Raw genomic sequence first — 17,268 nt, 5'->3', positions numbered from 1 at the left:
TCGTGGCCGTCGCGACCCCTGAAGGGCTCGGGGTCGCGACGGCCACGATGGGATGCGGAGCATCTCCGGCGCGACGTTCCGGATGGGATCGGACCGCCATTACCCGGAGGAGGCTCCGACCCGCCGCGTCGCGCTCGACGATTTCAGGATCGACGCCACGCCGGTGACGAACGCCCAATTCGCGGCGTTCGTGGCGGCCACCGGCCACCGCACCGTTGCCGAGATTCCGCCTGATCCGCGGGATTACCCCGGCGCGCAGCCGCACATGCTCTATGCCGGTTCGCTGGTCTTCACGCCTCCGCGCGAGGCCCCCGACCTGCGGGACATCGGTCGGTGGTGGACGTTCCTGCGCGGGGCGAACTGGCGGCGCCCATACGGAGCCGGCAGCTCGATCGAGGGCATCGGAGACCACCCCGTCGTCCATGTCGCGTTCCGCGACGCGGAGGCCTACGCCGAATGGGCCGGCAAGGGTCTCCCGACCGAGGCCGAGTGGGAGTTCGCGGCCCGTGGCGGCCTCGACGGCGCGGAGTTCGCCTGGGGCGACGAGATGGCCCCTGAGGGGCGCGCCATGGCCAACACGTGGCAGGGGGACTTCCCCCACCTGAACACCGAATCCGGGCCATGGAAGCGGACGACCCCGGTCGGGGCCTACCCGCCGAACGGCTACGGCCTGTCCGACATGATCGGCAACGTCTGGGAGTGGACCACCGACTGGTTCGCCGCAGGCGTCGGAGCCGCCGCGCAGAAATCCTGCTGCATCCCGCGGAACCCGCGGGGAGGCCGGCAGGAGGACAGCCTGGATGCGAGCCAGCCTCGCACCCGGATCCCACGCAAGGTGGTGAAGGGCGGATCGCATCTCTGCGCGCCCAACTACTGCCGCCGCTACCGGCCGGCGGCGCGGCACGCGCAGCCCGTCGACACGTCGATGAGCCATGTCGGCTTCCGATGCGTCACCAGAGAAGGAAACCGGACATGACACGCGACGGGACGAGCGACGGCCGGACGGGCGACGGCCCTGCGACCGGGGACGAGGGCAACCAAGGGGTCATGAGCCGCCGCAACATGCTTCTCAGCGGCACCTCGCTGCTCGCGACGGCCGGACTCGTGGCCTCCGCCCGGATCACGCCGGCCACGGCCCAGCCGTCGACGGCCCCGTCGGGACAGAGGCCGAACATCGTGGTCATCATGGGCGACGACATCGGCATCTGGAACATCGGCGCCTACCACCGCGGCATGATGGCGGGACGTACGCCCAACCTCGACAAGGTCGCCGCGGAGGGGATGCTGTTCACCGACTACTACGCCGAGGCGAGCTGCACGGCGGGACGTGCCGCCTTCATCACCGGCGAGCTCCCGATCCGCACCGGCATGACCACCGTCGGCCAGGCCGGCGCGCCGACAGGCCTCCCGGCGCAGGCCGTGACCATCGCCACCGCCCTCAAGGGGATGGGCTACGCCACCGGCCAGTTCGGCAAGAACCACCTCGGCGACAAGAACGAGTTCCTGCCCACCGTCCACGGCTTCGACGAGTTCTTCGGCTACCTCTACCACCTCGACGCGATGGAGGACCCGGCCCACCCTGCCTACCCGCAGGAGCTTCTCGACCGGGTGGGCCCGCGCAACATGGTCCATTCCTGGGCGACCACTACGGACGACGCCACCGACGACCCACGCTGGGGCAAGGTCGGCAAGCAGCGGATCGAGGACGCCGGGACGCTCTATCCGAAGCGGATGGAGACGGTCGACGACGAGATCCGCGATCTGGCGCTCGGCTTCATCGACAAAGCCAAGGCCGACGGCAAGCCGTTCTTCGTCTGGCTCAATCCGACCCGGATGCACGTCACCACGCACCTGTCGCCGAAGTATCAGGCGATGCGCAATTCCAAGAACGGCTGGAGCATCCAGGAAGCCGGCATGGCGCAGCTCGACGACGACGTCGGCTCGGTGATGAAGAAATTGAAGGACCTCGGCATCGACGACAACACCATCGTGGTCTTCACCACCGACAACGGCACCGAGGTCTTCACCTGGCCGGATGGCGGCCAAACCCCCTTCGCGCAATCCAAGGGCACGATCATGGAAGGCGGCTTCCGCGCCCCTGCGATGATCCGCTGGCCCGGCAAGGTGCCGGCCGGAAAGGTCGAGAACGGGATCATCTCCGGTCTCGACTGGTTCCCGACGTTGGTCGCGGCCGCGGGCAACGCGAACGTCGCCGAGGAGCTGAAGGCCGGCAAGCCCATCGGCGAGCAGACCTACAAGGTCCATCTCGACGGCTACAACCAGATGGACATGATCACCGGCAAGGGACCGTCGAACCGCAACGAGATCTGGTACTTCGGCGAGAGCGAGCTGGGCGCCGTCAGGGTCGGGGACTTCAAGTACCGTTTCATCGACCAACCCGGCGGATGGCTCGGCGAGAAGACGAAACCCGACGTGCCCTACGTGACGAACCTGCGGCTCGACCCCTTCGAGCGGACGGGCTGGCCGAACAACCAGACCAAGGAGGGCTCGCAGAACTACATGAGCTGGTTCCTGTACGAGTTCTGGCGCTTCGTCTTCGTCCAGCAGGAGGTCGAGAAGCTCGCCATGACGGCGATCGAGTTCCCGCCCATGCAGAAGGGGGCGAGCTTCAACCTCGACGCTGTGAGGGCCAAGATCGTGGCGGCCCGGTCGGCGATGGGCAAGTGAAGGCCCGAACCGGGCTTCGTGCCGCCTGAGAGACCCGGCCACGACCCGTCGCGGCCGGCACCCCGCCAACGATGCGTGACGGCGAGAGCCCACGTTCGATGTAGGAGGAATCGTCATGAACAGGTTCAGCGCCGGCATTGCCGGCATGGCGATGCTCGGAGCCATGTCGGGGGCACTCCCCTGCTCGGCAGCACCGGGGCAGCCAGTGATGGCGACCGCGCCGGGAGACGTCATTGCCATTCGCGCGCTGCCGATGCACCGACACGGTCACGCGATGGGCCATGGCCATATGCACCAGCACCACCTGATGCGGCACCATCATCATCACGCCGGCCGGCACCACGTCCAGCCGATGCACCGTCATCACCACCGCTGACGTCGAGGGGCCCCGGACGTCGTGCGGCGGCGATCAATCGTGGCGGATGTCGCGATGATCGAGGGCGATCCGCCGGAGAAACTACGTCAATCAAATTCTCGGCGGCTGTCTTCGGCCCTTGATAGACTAATCATCCTAGATTGTATTTATGTAACATCATAGTTTATTGGTCTATCGTTCTCGGATTGCGGATTGATACGCCAGTCCTGGGATGAACATACTGCATTCGAGGGCGCAGCTTTGGCTGCCCTCAACGGAGGGCGTGATGCTCGACCTCAGCCGTCCGACACGCGTTCTGGCCGTCGCCGTGCTTGCTGCGACGTGTTTGTCGTCGCCCCGAAAGGTCGAGGCGGCCGAAGGTGCGCAAGGCGTCTACCTTCTGGGCAACCGAGGCCCGCTGGCAGGCGTAACGCCGCCACCGGGGTTCTACTTCGAGAACGAGACCTACTTCTATCAAGGCAACCTCGGCGGCAACCGCAGCTTCCAGAGCGGCGGCGTCGTCGCGGCCAACGTGAAGCTCGACGTCAGCGCGAACTTCGCGACGCCGGTCTGGGTGACGCCAGCCGAGATCTTCGGCGGCAACCTCGGATTCTCGGTCACCATCCCGTTCGGGACGCCCAACGTCAGCGCCGGCGCCGTCCTCTCGTCGCCGCGGATCGACCGCCTCGTCTCCGGTCGCGAACGGGACGCGATCTTCAACGTCGGCGACATCTACCTCGCCTCGTTCGTGGGCTGGCATTCCGGCAACGTCCACTGGAGCACCACGGTCCTCGGCGTCGTCCCGTCCGGCTCCTACGAGAACGGACAGTTGTCCAACATCTCGCTCAACCGGCCGGCGCTCGACCTCAGCGCGGCGCTCACCTACCTCGATCCGGTCCTCGGCTACGAGCTCTCGGTGGTGCCGGGCATCACCTTCAACTGGATCAACCCGGCGACCCAGTACCGCACGGGCACCGAGTTCCACCTCGAATGGTCGGCCTCGAAGTACCTGAGCCAGCAGCTCTCGGTCGGCATCGTCGGGTACTTCTACGACCAGGTCACGGGGGATAGCGGCCGGGGCGACAGGATCGGTCCCTTCAAGGGACGGGTCACGGCGTTGGGCGGCCAGATCGGCTACACGTTCAAGGTCGGTGAGATCCCGGTCTCCACGAACGTGCGGGTGCTGCGCGAGTTCGACGTCACCAACCGGTTCGAGGGCACCGCGACCTACCTCGCGATCTCGGCGCCTCTCTGGGTAGCGCCCCCGAAAGCCGTGGCCGCGGTCGCGCCGGTCATCGCCAAGTTCTGATCGGATACTTTCGGGCAGGAAACGGGCCGGGGCCGTTCGAGGCCCCAGCCTGCCGCCCTCCGGATCTTAGAGCGTGTTATGAACTTGCCGGGCGGATTTTGCCTTGGCTGCCAAGAGCCTCGACCGCGCCGCCTATCCGTCCGACGTCTCTGCTGAAGAGTGGGCTCGGGTGGCCCCGTACCTGGCGCTGCTTCGGGAGAGTTCGGGCCAGCGAGACCACGACCTGCGCGAGGTGTTCGACGGTCTGCGCTACATCGTGAAGACGGGCGCACCCTGGCGGTTCATGCCGCACGACCTGCCGCCATGGGCAGCGGCCTACCAGCAGACGCAGCGCTGGCTGGCGGCGGAGTGTTTTGCCGAGGTGGCCGGGGACCTGCGGGCGGCGCTGCGGATGGCGGGGGATCGGGAACCGGAGCCGTCGGCGGTGATCCTGAACAGTCGAACGCTACGCTCGTCGCCCGAGAGCGGCGAGCGGGCGGGTTATGACGGAGCCACGCGCAAGAAGGGTTCGAAGGTGCATCTGGCCGTGGACACGTCCGGCCACATGGTGGCGCTGCAGGTCACGCCGGCCGATGCCGGCGACCGCGGCGAAGTGGGCCGATTGGCAGCCGAGGTTCAGGCGGAGACGGATGCCAGCGTGGAGACGGGCTTCGTCGACCAGGGCTACACCGGCGACAGGGCGGCCGAGGCGGCAAAAGCCCCCGGGATCACGCTGGAAGTGGTCAAGGCTCCCGAGGCCAAGCGCGGTTTCGTGCTGCTGCCTCGGCGTTGGGGCATGGAGCGCTCGTTCGCCTGGGCCACACGGTGCCGACGCCTGGTCAAGGATTACGAAGGCTATGCGACCACACGCGCAGGATCGCATATGGTCGCCTTCGTCTGCCTCATGCTCAGACAAGTCGAAAAACTTATGATAAGTTCATAAAACACTCGAGTCGGAAGCAGACATCCATTTTTCCGCGTTTCCGGTCGCGGCACGTTTCTCCCGCCGCGGCGGTGGATCGAGCATGGTTTGCGAATTGGCAGCTACAGATGCCGGCTTGCGACTCCGTTGAACGCCGCCGGGCGTATCAGGCCTGCCCATGTCGGCGCCGGTATTCGGCTGGAGTGGTCCCGACCCGACGAACGAACGCGCGCCGAAGCGTGTCAGCGTCACGAAAGCCGCAGGCACCAGCCACCTGTTTCAGCGCGGCGTCCTCTATCTCGAGCAGGCGGCGGACGGCCTCGATGCGCACGTTCTCGACGTAGGCGGCTGGCGTCAGACCCGTCTCGGTCCGGAACAGACGCGCGAAATGACGTGGGCTCATCCCCGCCCTTTCAGCGAGGCGGTCGACGCCGTGATCCTCCGCCGGACGGGAGGCTACCCACCGTTGGACCTCCTGAAGGGCCGACCGACCGACCGGGGCACTGACACCGCGACGGCTGAACTGCATCTGGCCGCCGCCGCGCTTGAAGAACATGACGAGCTGGGCCGCGACCCGGCGGGCGGTCTCGGCCCCCAGGTCCTCCTCCACGATCGCAAGGGCGAGATCGAGCCCGGCCGTGACCCCCGCCGCGGTCCGCAGCGGACCGTCGAACAGGCAGATCGCGTCCGGTTCGACGATAGCTTCGGGATATCGCTCCGCCAGGGCCTCCGCGACGGCCCAGTGCGTCGTGACCCGGCGGCCGTCCAGGAGGCCGGCCCGGCCGAGGAGGAAGGCTCCGCTGCAGACCGAGCCGTAGCGCCGGCAGCGTGTCGCCGCTCGGCTCAGCCATGTCAGGAGTTCGGGCCGAACCTCCAACTCCTGGATCCGTGGAGCGCCGGCGACGAGGAGGGTGTCGAAATCCGCCGGCGCTGCATCGGGCGCGATAAGATCCGCGACCAAGCTACGCCCGGACGACGTGGTGATGTGGCCCGGTTCCGTTCCGACGACGGCGAGGGCGTAGATGTCCCGACCACTCTGTGCGTTCGCCTCCGCGAAGACGTCGAGCGGTCCGGCCACGTCGAGAAGCTGCACGCCGGGGAGGGCGAGGACGCCGACGGATCGGGGGGCCATGCAGGCTCCGTGGCTGATGGTGTACGCCTGATGGCAGAAATCGTCGTTAAAAGACGATTGCTGACAGGCCTCGATGTTCGTAGCTCATAGGATGCCCAAGCGCAAAGGATATCCGCCATGAGCATTTCGACAGAAGCCGCAATCCCCGACAGCGCCCTCGCAAGGGCGATCACCGCGTTCGTGCGCGACACCGAGACCGATCTACTCTTCAACCATTCGAGCCGGGTCTATCAGTTCGGCGCACTCGCCGGCGTCCAAGGCGGCCTGAACTTCGACCGGGAGTTGCTCTACGCCGGCGCCATGTTCCACGATGTCGGGTTGATGCCGGAACACAGCAGCGCCGAGGAGCGCTTCGAGGTCGACGGAGCCAACGCGGCGCGCAACTTCCTCAAGGCGCACGGCGTGCCGGAGGCGGACGTCTATACCGTCTGGACCGCCATCGCCCTACACACCACGCCCGGCGTCCCGGTCCACATGCATCCGGTGGTCGCGCTGGTCACGGCCGGCGTCGAGATGGACGTGCTCGGCCTGACCTACGGCCAGTATTCCGATGCCGAGCGCGAGGCGGTCGTCTCCGCCTTCCCCCGCACGCCGGACTTCAAGGAGGATATCATCCAGGCCTTCTATGACGGCATTCGGCACAAGCCGAACACCACTTTCGGCAACGTGAAGGCCGACGTGATCGCTGACAAGGAGCCAGGCTTTCGCAGGGGGAACTTCTGCAGCGTGATCCGGGCCTCGCGCTGGCCCGGCACCGCACATGCGCCAGGCTGCAGATGCGGGCATCAAGACAAAGCCGCCCTCCTCTCCGGGTGAGGCATGCGCCGTCCGGCATCGCGCGCACGGCCTGCCGCGGTGAAATCATGCCCGACGGGGCGAGCCGACGGCCGGTCGTCCACGGGCATCCGACGTATCCTCGCCGCGTCGACGACGGACAAGGACGGCACATCCTGCCCTCAAGCCCTCTCGCACCGAAACGCCTGCCATGACGACCAGGAGAACACTGAACCGTACGCTGGTCGCCGGCGCGGTCGCTGCCGCGCTTTCCGGAGCGGCATCGGCCCGAGAGCGACCGCGGGCACGCAACGTCGTGCTCGTTCATGGCCTCTTTGCTGACGGCTCGTGCTGGTCGGAGGTGATCCCGAAGCTGCAGGCGGCGGGCCTCGACGCCACCTCGGTGCGGAGCCCGCTCACGACCTTCGAGGAAGCGGTCGCCGCCACGCAGCACGTGTTGGCCCGGCAGGCGGGACCGACCGTGCTGGTCGGCCACTCCTTCTCCGGGACGATCGTGTCCGAGGTGGGCGTCGACCCGGGGGTCAGCGCGCTGGTCTACGTCGCTGCACGGGCCCCTGATGCAGGCGAGGGCTAACCGGCGGCTTGGGGCCGATGAGGCAGTCGAGGTTCCACGGTCGGCGGGTGATGCCGCTGGTCGAAGGCATGATGGAACTCCGTTTGAGAAGCCATCCGCATCTCACCGCGATCCGTCCGCTCCGTAGCTGCGCGCCATGGACTGAAGCCGCGTCGTTGCCTCGGAGCAGGCGTGTCGCCACGAAAGGGCATGCACTCGGCATCGGCCGCCTTTAGAAGAGCCCCATGCCCGACGCCCTGTTCTCGCCGGCCGCGGCCCGCAACGCCGCCTTGATCGCCGAAGTCCTCAAGCGCGTCCTCTCGCCCAGCGGCCTCGTCCTCGAGATCGCGAGCGGGTCGGGCGAGCACGCCGTCCATTTCGCCCGTGCGCTGCCCGCGCTCGTCTGGCAGCCCAGCGATCCCGATGAAGCGGCCCGTCGCAGCATCGTCGCCCATGCCCGCGCCGCCGGGCTGGCGAACATCCGGTCGCCGCTGGCGATCGATGCGATCCGGCAGCCGTGGCCGGTGGCGCGGGCTGACGCGGTCGTCGCGATCAACATGATCCACATCGCACCCTGGGACGCGACCAATGGGCTGATGGCTGGCGCGGAAGCGACGCTCGCTGAGGGTGGTGTGCTCTACCTGTACGGTCCTTTCCGAGAGGAAGGCGCACACACCGCGCCGAGCAACGCCGCGTTCGACGACAGCCTGCGCGCCAGGAACGCCTCCTGGGGGGTCCGCGACATCGAGGCGGTCGCGGCGGCCGCCCGAGCGCACGATCTGCATCTGGCCGAGCGCGTCGCGATGCCGGCCAACAACCTCAGTCTGATCTTTCGCCGAGGGCGCCGAGGCTTCGCTGTGAACAGGGAGGCCTCGCCTTGACCGCCTCGCGCCCGACCAGCGCGGTCGTCGTCGGTGCGTCCGGCGGCATAGGTGGGGCCTTGATCCGCGGGCTCGCCGAGCGTGCGGCCCACGCGCCGATCTTCGCGCTCTCCCGCTCGGCGTCGTCGGTCCCGCAGGGCGTCCGAACCCTCCCGATCGACCTGAGCGACGAGGCGACGGTTGCCGCGGCGGCGGCCCGGGTGGGCGAAGCCGGACCGGTGGGTCTGGTCATCGTCGCCACCGGCCTTCTTCACCGGGCGGACGTCTCACCCGAGAAGACGTTCAAGGTGCTCGATCCCGCCGCGATGGCCTCTGTCTTCGCGGTCAACACGATCGGCCCTGCGCTCGTCGCCAAGCATTTCGTGCCCTTGCTGGCGCAACGGGGGCGCTGCGTGTTCGCGGCCTTGTCGGCGCGGGTCGGATCGATCGGCGACAACCGACTCGGCGGCTGGTACGCCTACCGTGCCTCGAAGTCGGCGCTGAACCAGATCCTGCGAACACTCGCGATCGAGGTCGCCCGCAGCCGACCGGAGGCGATCGTCGTGGGCCTGCATCCCGGCACGGTCGCCTCCGGCCTGTCGCGGCCCTTCCGGCCGGACCCGACTGCCGACGGCGTCTTCTCGCCCGAGGAGAGTGCAGAGCATCTCCTGCGCGTGCTGAACGGCCTAGGCGCCGACGACACCGGCGGCGTCTTCGCTTGGGACGGCTCGCCGATCCCCGCCTAAGTGTCTGTCCGGCGACATATCGAGTGACGTGAGGGATTTGTGCTTCGAGGCAGTCTGTCGCCGGAGGCTGCTGATGTGGACGATCGAGAACCGGGCTCGGTACGATATGATGTCGGACGGGCTCTCAGGAGGGCCCGCGCATCCTGGCGTTCGCCCGCGACGCTCTTCTCCATCCAAAGAGCGAACACGCCGGCGAACTCGAAGATCTTCTGCAGCACCATTCCATCGGCCTCTCCTCGATCGATCACTTTAGGATCCACCTGGATGTCACCGGAAAGCGTCGCGTCATCGTTCATGAGCGTGAAACGGTAGCGTCCGCGGTGTCCACACTTCAGCACGAGGTGAGGTGTCGCACTCATACCGAAACGACTCCGTCAAACGACACTGCAGCGTGTCCTTTCATTGGTGATGGACGTTTTGGCATTTACGAAGGTCGACTGCTCGCCGCTCCTGCATTCACTTGAGCGGGCATTCCTGCGCCACCCCCGCCTCGGCCATCGAGCAGGCTTCGAGGGTCGAACCGCGAGGCCGAGCGCAGCTCTGGCATCGTCCGTCCCCCTGTTCACGTTCTCACGGGAGAGGCTGAGATATTGTAATCGTCATCTATTAGAGTGACGGTTGGCCGTCGAGGCTCCGTTCTCCGACTATCCGGCCGAGCAGCAGGATCGGACTGCTGAAGAAGCCGAAAATCGGCAGCCCAAGATCGCCACCGTCCCATAATGGGAACAGGCACAGGCGACCCGCACCGAGTGACTCGGTGAGGTCGATCGAACCACCGTCCGTGCCGCGGTGCGTGCGCTGTCGACGCCATTACGGTTGGCTGACCACATATGCCGGCCGGCGGACGCGCCACAGGGTCGGGAATCAGGGCGGACATCGATAACGGTCCGTTCTTCCCTGCCACGCTCATCTCTGAATTGGCAGCATCGCGACGCGATCGCGCTACGACACCGCTGTCGCCATTGACGTGGCAACAGCGCCATAATAAATGACGTTGATAATGTTTAAAGCTGGTGCAAGCGGAGCTCGCGGGCAGATGTTGGATGCGCGATTAGTCCTGGGTCTCATGGGTCTGGCCCTGGCGGCATGCTCGCCGGCCGAGACGGCCGTGCCCCCGGAACCGCCCCTGGTTCAGACCATCGACGTCGCGCCGGGCCCGAATGGGCTCGCACGCTACACGGGGGTGATCCGAGCCCGCACGGAGAGCAATCTCGGCTTCCGTGTCGGCGGCAAGATCTTCGAGCGCCTCGTCGATCCGGGAGACAGGGTGCGGCTCGGCCAGCCGTTGATGCGCCTCGACCGCACCGACTTCACCCTCGCCCTGACCGCGGCCCGGGCGTCCGTCGAGGCGGCCCGCGCGCAGATGATCAAGACGAAGGCCGACGAGGAACGCAGCCGCAAGCTCGTGAGCGATGGCTGGACCTCGAAGCAGACCTACGATCAGAACAAGGGGGCGGCCGATGCGGCCATCGCCCAACTCGCCAACGCCGAGGCCCAGGCGAGCCAGGTTTCAAACCAGGCCGGTTATTCCGAGCTCCGGGCCGACGCCGACGGTGTGGTCATGGAGGTGCCGACCGAGCCCGGGCAAGTGGTCGCCGCCGGCCAGACGGTGGTGAAGCTCGCTCGCGACGGGGCCCGCGAGGCCGAGGTGTTCCTGCCCGAGGGCAGCCGACGTCTGGCGAAGGGCGCGGCCTCGGCGACGCTTTATGCCGAGGGCGAGGCGACCTATCCGGCCCGGCTGCGCGAACTGTCCGCCACCGCCGATCCGGCGACCCGGACGTACCGGGCGCGGTACATCCTGTCGGGAGGCGGCGAGGACGCGCCGCTCGGCGCGACCGTGACGCTTCGGCTCCAGCCCACGGATGCCGGGCGCGCCGCGGCGGTCACGGTGCCCCTGGCGGCCCTTTTCGACTCGGGAAGCGGCTCTGCGGTCTGGCGGTTCGATACGGCCACCGGCACCGTCACGGCCCAGCAGGTCGCCATCGCGCGCCTGTCCGAGGAAAGCGCGGACATCGCGTCCGGCCTCAGCCCAGGCGACCGGATCGTCTCGCTCGGTGCCCACCTCCTGAAGGCCGGCCAGACCGTGCGGCAGGCTCCCCCCGGCATCACGGGAGTCGCCAGGTGACCGGCTTCAACCTCTCCGCGCTGGCGGTCCGCGAGCGGGCCGTCACGCTGTTCCTGATCATCGCGCTCACGGGCGCGGGGTTCTTCGCGTTCCAGAAGCTCGGCCGCGCCGAGGACCCTGCCTTCACCGTGAAGACGATGGCTGTCTCCGCCGCGTGGCCGGGTGCCACCACCTCGGAGCTCCAGCGCCAGGTCGCCGACCCGCTGGAGAAGCGCCTTCAGGAACTCGTCTACTACGACCGCGTCGAGACCACGGTCCGGCCGGGCCTCATGCTGATGAAGGTCTACTTCAAGGACAGCATGCCGCCGGCCAAGCTGCAGGAAGAGTTCTACCAGGCGCGCAAGAAGCTCTCCGATCAGGCCTCCTCCCTGCCGCGTGGGGTGATGGGCCCCCTGTTCAACGACGAGTTCTCGGACGTCTACTTCGCCCTCTACGCCCTCCAGGCGAAGGGCCTGCCGCACCGGCAGCTCGTGCTGCGGGCCGAGGACCTGCGCCAGCGCCTGCTGCGCGTACCCGGCATCGAGAAGATCAACATCCTCGGCGAGCAGGCCCAGAAGATCTTCGTCGAGATCTCCTACCAGCGCCTCGCCACCCTGGGCATCACCGGCCAACAGCTGCTGACTGCGCTCGGCAACCAGAACGACGTGACGCCGGCGGGGTTTGTCGAGACGGCGGGTCCACGGGTCTACCTGCGTCTCGACGGCGCCATCGACAGCCTCGAGGCGATCCGCAACCTGCCGGTGGCGGTCGGCGACCGCAGCCTCAAGCTCGGCGACATCGCCGAGGTGAAGCGCGGCTACGAGGACCCGAAGGTCTTCGCGATCCGCAACGACGGCGAGCCGGCCCTGATGCTCGGCCTCGTCATGAAGCTGGGCTTCAACGGCCTCAAGCTCGGCGAGGCGCTCAATGCCGAGGAGGTGACGATCCACCACGCGTTGCCGACCGGCATCTCGATCACGAAGATCACCGACCAAGCCAAGGTGATCGACGACGCCATCCACGAGTTCATGGTGAAGTTCTTCACCGCGCTCTCGGTGGTCATCTTCGTCAGTCTCGTCGCTCTCGGTTTCCGGGTCGGCATCGTCGTGGCGCTCGCCGTCCCGTTGACGCTCGCGGCCGTGTTCGTGGTCATGATGGTCACCGGGCGCGACTTCGACCGGATTACCCTCGGCGCCCTGATCATCTCGCTCGGTCTGCTGGTGGACGATGCCATCATCGCCATCGAGATGATGGTGGTGCGCATGGAAGAGGGCGCCGACCGTATCGAGGCGGCCACCCATGCCTGGAGCGCCACCGCCGCGCCCATGCTGACCGGTACCCTCGTCACCATTGCCGGCTTCCTGCCGGTCGGCTTCGCCGCCTCCACGGCCGGCGAGTACGCCGGCAACATCTTCTGGGTGGTGTCGTTCTCGCTGATCATATCGTGGATCGTGGCCGTGACCTTCACGCCCTATCTCGGCGTCAAGCTGCTGCCGAACATCCAGCGCGTCGAGGGCGGGCACGAGGCGATCTACGCCACGCGGAACTACCGGCGTCTGCGCCGGGTCGTGCGGTTCTCCGTCGACCACAAGTGGATGGCGGCCGGCGTCACCGTGGCGTTGTTCGCGCTCGCGGTGGTCGGCATGGGCAAGGTGGAGAAGCAGTTCTTCCCGAACTCGGAGCGTCCCGAACTCATCGTCGAGGTCACCCTTCCCACCGGTTCGGCCTTCGCGGTCACGGAGGCCAGCGTCCGGAAGGTCGAGGCCGCCGTCCGCGCGCTACCCGAGGCGCGCGAGATCACCAGCTACATCGGCCAGGGCATGCCGCGCTTCGTGCTCTCGTTCGACCCGGAGCTACCCGATCCCGCCTTCGCGCAGATCGTGGTGCAAACACCCGATGCGGCTGCGCGTGACGCGCTCCGGCTCAAGGTCCGCAAGCTCGTGAGCGACGGACTCTTCCCCGAAGCGCGCGTGCGCGTGCTGCAGATCGTGTTCGGGCCCCCGATCCGCTTCCCAGTCGCCTTCCGGGTGGTCGGGCCGGACGCCGACGTGATCCGCGGCATCGCCGCAGAGGTCGCCGAGGCGATGGCCTCCAACCCGAACATGCGCCTCGTGCACCTGGACTGGGGCGACAAGACCCCGAGCCTGCACCTCGTCCTCGACCAGGAGCGTCTCCGCCTGATCGGCCTGACCCCGAAGGAGGCCGGGCAGCAACTTCAGAGCTACCTCAACGGAACGCCGGCCACCCAGGTCCGCGAGAACCTGCGCTCGGTCGATGTCCTGGTGCGCAGCCCAGGCCCCGAGCGGCGCTCGCTCGGAGAGATCGGCGACCTGACGCTCGCGACCAAGGACGGCCGCCAGGTGCCGCTCTCACAGGTGGCCCATCTGGAGAGCCGCAACGAGGACGCGGTGCTCAAGCGCTACAACCGCGAGACCTATATCCGCGTGCAGGGCGACGTGCTCGACGGCAAGCAGCCGCCGGACGTCCACGCGCAGGTCGTCCCCCTGCTCGACCCGATCAAGGCCAAGCTGCCGCCGGGCTACCGCATCGACACGGCCGGCGCCGTCGAGGAGAGCGCCAAGGCGATGAACGCCCTGGTGGCGGTGTTCCCGATCATGCTGATCGTGACGCTGACGGTCATCATGATCCAGGTCCGCTCGTTCTCGACCATGTTCATGGTGTTCGCGACCGCCCCTCTCGGTCTCGTCGGGGCGGCGCCGACGCTGCTGCTCTTCCACCAGCCGTTCGGCTTCAACGCGATCCTCGGGCTGATCGCCCTGTCGGGCATCCTGATGCGCAACACCCTGATCCTGGTGGACCAGATCCACCATGACCGCGCCTCGGGATTGTCCGACTACGACGCCATCGTCGAGTCGACGGTGCGGCGCGCCCGGCCTGTCATCCTCACGGCGGCCGCTGCCATGCTGGCCTTCATCCCACTCACCCACTCGGTGTTCTGGGGGGCGCTCGCCTACGTGCTCATCGGCGGCGTCGGGGTCGGGACCCTGCTGACCCTGCTGTTCCTGCCCGCGCTCTACGCCCTGTGGTTCCGGGTGGCCCGGGCGCCGAGAGCCGCCGCACCCGCATCGAGCGCCGGCGGGATGCCGCTCCCGGCCAAGGCATGACGCACCGTAAGACGGTCGTGTCCCGCCCCAGGGACATCCAGGGATCGCGCGCCGGGCGACCGGGCGTGCGGTACGACGACCGGCCTGCGCTCCCGCCCCCCTCTGCGCAGGCCGGTCGCTTGTCAGGTCCCCGGCGCTTCGCAGAGACGACTGAGGGGTTGTCCCTTATTTAGATGACGTGATAAATTTATATCCGACGTCGGAAGATCGAAGGATCAGGGTATGCCGAGAGTTTCGCAGGAGCAGGCCAGGCTCAACCGTCAGCGCGTCGTCGAGGTCGCGGCGTCCCTGTTCCGTGAGCGCGGCCTCAACGGGGTCGGCGTCGCCGACATCATGGCCTCCGCCGGCCTGACCCATGGCGGCTTCTACGGCCAGTTCGCCAACAAGGACGCTCTGGCCGTCGAGGCGTTCGATGCCGCGCTCGACGAGGACCGGCGCGGGGACGTGGACACCATCCTCGCGAACTACCTCTCCCTCGGGCACGTCCAGGCACCCGGGAAGGGATGTCCCCTTGCGGCTCTGGCCAACGACATCTCGCGGGAAGCGCCGGGCAGCCCGGTCCGGACCCGGTTTACCCACGGCGTCGAGCGCTTGGCCTCCATCCTGGCCAACCTGACGCCGAAGGCATCGCGCGAGCGGCGTCGGCAGAAGTCCCTCGCGACGCTGTCGACGCTCGTAGGAGCCGTGGTCCTGGCACGGGCGGTCAACGACGAGAAGCTGGCGAGCGACCTGCTCCAGGCGGCGCATTCCTCGGTCGCCGGCTGACGGTCGCGGGCATGGCCTCCGGGACCTCGGCGCTCGCCTCCCGGAAGCCCTGATCGAGCCGACCGATGACGCGGTCCCAACGCCTCCCTGCCGTGTCTTCGCGCGCGTCACGATGCAACAGGTCGATGCCGATGCGTGAACCGATCGTGGTCACCGGAATGGGCGTGGTCTCCCCGCTCGGCTGCAGCGTCGAGGGGATGTGGCGCCGCCTGATCGCCTCCGCCCTTCGTCGGGCAGCAGGACGCGTTCAATGAGCCTGCTGCATCTCGGACTCGACCCGATCGTAGAGCGTCCCCCAGGCGTCTCTCACGTCGGGCGTGAAGTCCGACCCCAACGCCTCGGTGAGGCAGGCCATCAGTGCCACCTTCGCCGGAGCATAAAAGCCGCTCATGTCGCCGTACCGATTGTGCCGCTCACCCAGGTGGCGTGCCGTGCCGGTGAACCTGTCCGTCTGCTCCAGGGCTCCAATCAGGATCGCGATCATGTTGAGCAGCTTGAGGCGCTGCGTCCCCAGATCGGCAGGGAACAGGGCGCGCGCCTCGGGAGCCAGCCGAAACAGTTCCCGATAGAACGTCTCGAAAGCTTCTGGGCCGATCCCGAGAAGTACGTGCGATGTGGCTCGAAGAAGGCGGATCTGCTCAGGGCTCATAAGGAACTGCAATCTCTCCGGAAATCCGCCCGCCTGTTCAGCACACTCACCGGAGGGATAGTCAAGCCGCCATCCCCGCGCCGGCATGGGGCCTGCACCATGCGTGCCCGGCCTCTCGCCCTGGCTTTCGTCCGGTCCCGTCCGCCCCCATCCTCGGCCGCACCGGTTGCGAGGCCGTCGCGGCCGGGGGCGATCGAGCGCCCGCCGACCGACCGCGCGCCATTGCCGATCACGGCCCCAGATCCCGGTTTGGACGCGCGCTTTCGCGACGAACCGGTATCCCCTTCGTCGGAGCGCGCTCCGAGCGCATCGAGACGCCGACGGTAGGGCCAGGCCATGACGATCAAGCATCACGAGCTGGCCGGTGTCGATTTGAACCTCCTCGTGGCCCTCGACGCGCTGCTGACCGAGCGCAGCGTGACGCGGGCGGCCGGGCATGTGGGGATCGGGCAATCCGCGATGAGCAGCAGCCTGGCGCGCCTGCGCAAGCTGTTGGGCGACGAGCTGCTGACACGCGCGCCGGAGGGCATGCACCTGACCCCGCGTGCCATGGCGCTCGTCGAACCCGTCCGGGCGGTCCTGCGCCAGTTCCAGGGCATCGTCCTGCGCGAGGACACGTTCGATCCGGCCACCATGGAGCACACCTTCACGATCGCCCTGCCGGGCAGCGTCGAAAGCTACCTCGTCCCGCCTCTCCTGGCCCTGCTGCGGCGCGAGGCGCCGGGCGTGCGCCTGACCCTGCGCGCGCTGGATTACGGCACGGTCCTGAGCGAACTCGACGCCGACCTGATCGACTTCGGCATCGGCGTCATCACGGAGGGGCAGGCCCATCACAAGCTTCGGGCCCTCTACCGCTTCGGCTACCTCTGCCTGTTCAACGCCGACCTGCTCGGCGTCCCCGCACCCCTGTCGCTCGACGACTACCTGCGGTTTCCGCACATCATGACGAGCATGACGGGGACGGATCGCGGCCTGGTCGACGTGGCCCTGGCCGCCATCGGCCGGCGCCGCAGGCTCGTCGCGACGACCCCCCGTTTCACCACCGTGGCCTTCCACGTGCAGGCCGCGCCGGTCATCGCGACCATGATCGACGAGCTGGCGACGAGCTTCGCCGCGCAGCTCGGGCTCACGACCAGCCCGGTGCCGGTGCCGCTCGACGAATTCACGTATTCGATGATCTGGCACGCCTCCTACGACAACGACCCCGCGCACCGGTGGCTGCGCGGGGTCCTCGTGCGGCTGGGTCGGGAGGCGATGCGCGAGAACGCCGATGCGGCCCCGTGAGA

Annotated in this window: 14 protein-coding genes and 2 pseudogenes; 14 read left to right on the top strand and 2 right to left on the bottom strand. The window is 67.8% G+C overall.

Annotated elements, in window-relative coordinates:
* Positions 1–52 precede the first annotated feature (52 nt).
* The 5 genes from COGEMETH_RS18075 (at position 53) to COGEMETH_RS18055 (ending at position 5,274) form a co-directional block, all read left to right on the top strand.
* Positions 53–976 (top strand): formylglycine-generating enzyme family protein, encoded by a 924-nt coding sequence (locus COGEMETH_RS18075; protein ID WP_238183992.1) that lies wholly within the window; start codon positions 53–55, stop codon positions 974–976.
* Between the two features lie 71 nt (positions 977–1,047).
* Positions 1,048–2,688: an arylsulfatase gene (locus COGEMETH_RS18070; protein ID WP_238183994.1), complete on the top strand. Its 1,641-nt coding sequence runs from the start codon at positions 1,048–1,050 to the stop codon at positions 2,686–2,688.
* A 115-nt stretch (positions 2,689–2,803) separates the two neighbouring features.
* On the top strand, positions 2,804–3,064 hold the full coding sequence (locus COGEMETH_RS18065) for a hypothetical protein (protein WP_238183991.1): 261 nt from the start codon (positions 2,804–2,806) through the stop codon (positions 3,062–3,064).
* 265 nt (positions 3,065–3,329) lie between these two features.
* A complete protein-coding gene (locus tag COGEMETH_RS18060) occupies positions 3,330–4,352 on the top strand; it encodes a SphA family protein (protein WP_238183990.1) in 1,023 nt (340 codons plus the stop codon).
* A 103-nt stretch (positions 4,353–4,455) separates the two neighbouring features.
* The gene (locus COGEMETH_RS18055; protein WP_238183989.1) at positions 4,456–5,274 is read left to right on the top strand and encodes an IS5 family transposase; all 819 of its coding nucleotides are present in this window, start codon (positions 4,456–4,458) and stop codon (positions 5,272–5,274) included.
* Positions 5,275–5,419: 145 nt separating this feature from the next.
* On the opposite strand, the gene COGEMETH_RS18050 is transcribed toward COGEMETH_RS18055, so the two are convergent.
* Positions 5,420–6,385: a GlxA family transcriptional regulator gene (locus COGEMETH_RS18050; RefSeq protein ID WP_238183988.1), complete on the bottom strand. Its 966-nt coding sequence runs from the start codon at positions 6,383–6,385 to the stop codon at positions 5,420–5,422.
* Positions 6,386–6,502: 117 nt separating this feature from the next.
* Between COGEMETH_RS18050 and COGEMETH_RS18045 the strand changes: the two genes are divergently transcribed.
* From COGEMETH_RS18045 to COGEMETH_RS25655, 8 genes and pseudogenes are all read left to right on the top strand, one after another.
* A complete protein-coding gene (locus COGEMETH_RS18045) occupies positions 6,503–7,201 on the top strand; it encodes an HD domain-containing protein (protein WP_238183987.1) in 699 nt (232 codons plus the stop codon).
* A 169-nt stretch (positions 7,202–7,370) separates the two neighbouring features.
* Positions 7,371–7,748 (top strand): annotated as a pseudogene (locus COGEMETH_RS18040) (alpha/beta fold hydrolase); the annotation flags it as partial.
* 230 nt (positions 7,749–7,978) lie between these two features.
* Positions 7,979–8,614, top strand: coding sequence for a DUF938 domain-containing protein (locus tag COGEMETH_RS18035; RefSeq protein WP_238183986.1), 636 nt, complete (start codon positions 7,979–7,981; stop codon positions 8,612–8,614).
* Complete coding sequence (locus COGEMETH_RS18030; protein ID WP_238183985.1) at positions 8,611–9,339, top strand: SDR family NAD(P)-dependent oxidoreductase; 729 nt, start codon at positions 8,611–8,613, stop codon at positions 9,337–9,339. The genes COGEMETH_RS18035 and COGEMETH_RS18030 overlap by 4 nt, the downstream gene beginning before the upstream one ends.
* 1,036 nt (positions 9,340–10,375) lie before the next feature.
* On the top strand, positions 10,376–11,464 hold the full coding sequence (locus tag COGEMETH_RS18025) for an efflux RND transporter periplasmic adaptor subunit (RefSeq protein ID WP_373875388.1): 1,089 nt from the start codon (positions 10,376–10,378) through the stop codon (positions 11,462–11,464).
* Positions 11,461–14,568 carry an efflux RND transporter permease subunit gene (locus COGEMETH_RS18020; RefSeq protein WP_238183984.1) on the top strand — a complete coding sequence of 1,036 codons (3,108 nt, stop codon included), beginning with the start codon at positions 11,461–11,463 and terminating at the stop codon, positions 14,566–14,568. The genes COGEMETH_RS18025 and COGEMETH_RS18020 overlap by 4 nt, the downstream gene beginning before the upstream one ends.
* Positions 14,569–14,790: 222 nt before the next feature.
* Positions 14,791–15,333, top strand: coding sequence for a TetR/AcrR family transcriptional regulator (locus tag COGEMETH_RS18015; protein ID WP_238183983.1), 543 nt, complete (start codon positions 14,791–14,793; stop codon positions 15,331–15,333).
* 131 nt (positions 15,334–15,464) lie between these two features.
* Positions 15,465–15,551 (top strand): annotated as a pseudogene (locus tag COGEMETH_RS25655) (beta-ketoacyl synthase N-terminal-like domain-containing protein); the annotation flags it as partial.
* A gap of 29 nt (positions 15,552–15,580) precedes the next feature.
* Here the strand turns inward: COGEMETH_RS25655 and COGEMETH_RS18010 are convergent.
* Positions 15,581–15,982, bottom strand: a complete 402-nt coding sequence (locus tag COGEMETH_RS18010) for a globin domain-containing protein (protein ID WP_238183982.1) — start codon at positions 15,980–15,982, stop codon at positions 15,581–15,583.
* Positions 15,983–16,318: 336 nt separating this feature from the next.
* On the opposite strand from COGEMETH_RS18010, the gene COGEMETH_RS18005 reads away from it, so the two are divergent.
* Positions 16,319–17,266 carry a LysR family transcriptional regulator gene (locus COGEMETH_RS18005; RefSeq protein WP_238183981.1) on the top strand — a complete coding sequence of 316 codons (948 nt, stop codon included), beginning with the start codon at positions 16,319–16,321 and terminating at the stop codon, positions 17,264–17,266.
* Positions 17,267–17,268: the final 2 nt, after the last annotated feature.

The organism is Methylobacterium trifolii (genome assembly GCF_022179685.1).
GTDB lineage: Bacteria > Pseudomonadota > Alphaproteobacteria > Rhizobiales > Beijerinckiaceae > Methylobacterium > Methylobacterium trifolii.
The sequence above is the reverse complement of the archived record's forward strand: the minus strand, read 5'-3'. Positions and strand labels throughout refer to the sequence as shown.

Excerpts from the sequence above, each read along its gene's own strand:
- COGEMETH_RS18005 (WP_238183981.1), top strand. The coding sequence starts at position 16,319 with ATGACGATCAAGCATCACGAGCTGGCCGGTGTCGATTTGAACCTCCTC.
- COGEMETH_RS18025 (WP_373875388.1), top strand. The coding sequence starts at position 10,376 with ATGTTGGATGCGCGATTAGTCCTGGGTCTCATGGGTCTGGCCCTGGCG.
- COGEMETH_RS18060 (WP_238183990.1), top strand. The coding sequence starts at position 3,330 with ATGCTCGACCTCAGCCGTCCGACACGCGTTCTGGCCGTCGCCGTGCTT.
- COGEMETH_RS18010 (WP_238183982.1), bottom strand. The coding sequence starts at position 15,982 with ATGAGCCCTGAGCAGATCCGCCTTCTTCGAGCCACATCGCACGTACTT.
- COGEMETH_RS18075 (WP_238183992.1), top strand. The coding sequence starts at position 53 with ATGCGGAGCATCTCCGGCGCGACGTTCCGGATGGGATCGGACCGCCAT.
- COGEMETH_RS18050 (WP_238183988.1), bottom strand. The coding sequence starts at position 6,385 with ATGGCCCCCCGATCCGTCGGCGTCCTCGCCCTCCCCGGCGTGCAGCTT.
- COGEMETH_RS18070 (WP_238183994.1), top strand. The coding sequence starts at position 1,048 with ATGAGCCGCCGCAACATGCTTCTCAGCGGCACCTCGCTGCTCGCGACG.
- COGEMETH_RS18015 (WP_238183983.1), top strand. The coding sequence starts at position 14,791 with ATGCCGAGAGTTTCGCAGGAGCAGGCCAGGCTCAACCGTCAGCGCGTC.
- COGEMETH_RS18045 (WP_238183987.1), top strand. The coding sequence starts at position 6,503 with ATGAGCATTTCGACAGAAGCCGCAATCCCCGACAGCGCCCTCGCAAGG.
- COGEMETH_RS18035 (WP_238183986.1), top strand. The coding sequence starts at position 7,979 with ATGCCCGACGCCCTGTTCTCGCCGGCCGCGGCCCGCAACGCCGCCTTG.
- COGEMETH_RS18065 (WP_238183991.1), top strand. The coding sequence starts at position 2,804 with ATGAACAGGTTCAGCGCCGGCATTGCCGGCATGGCGATGCTCGGAGCC.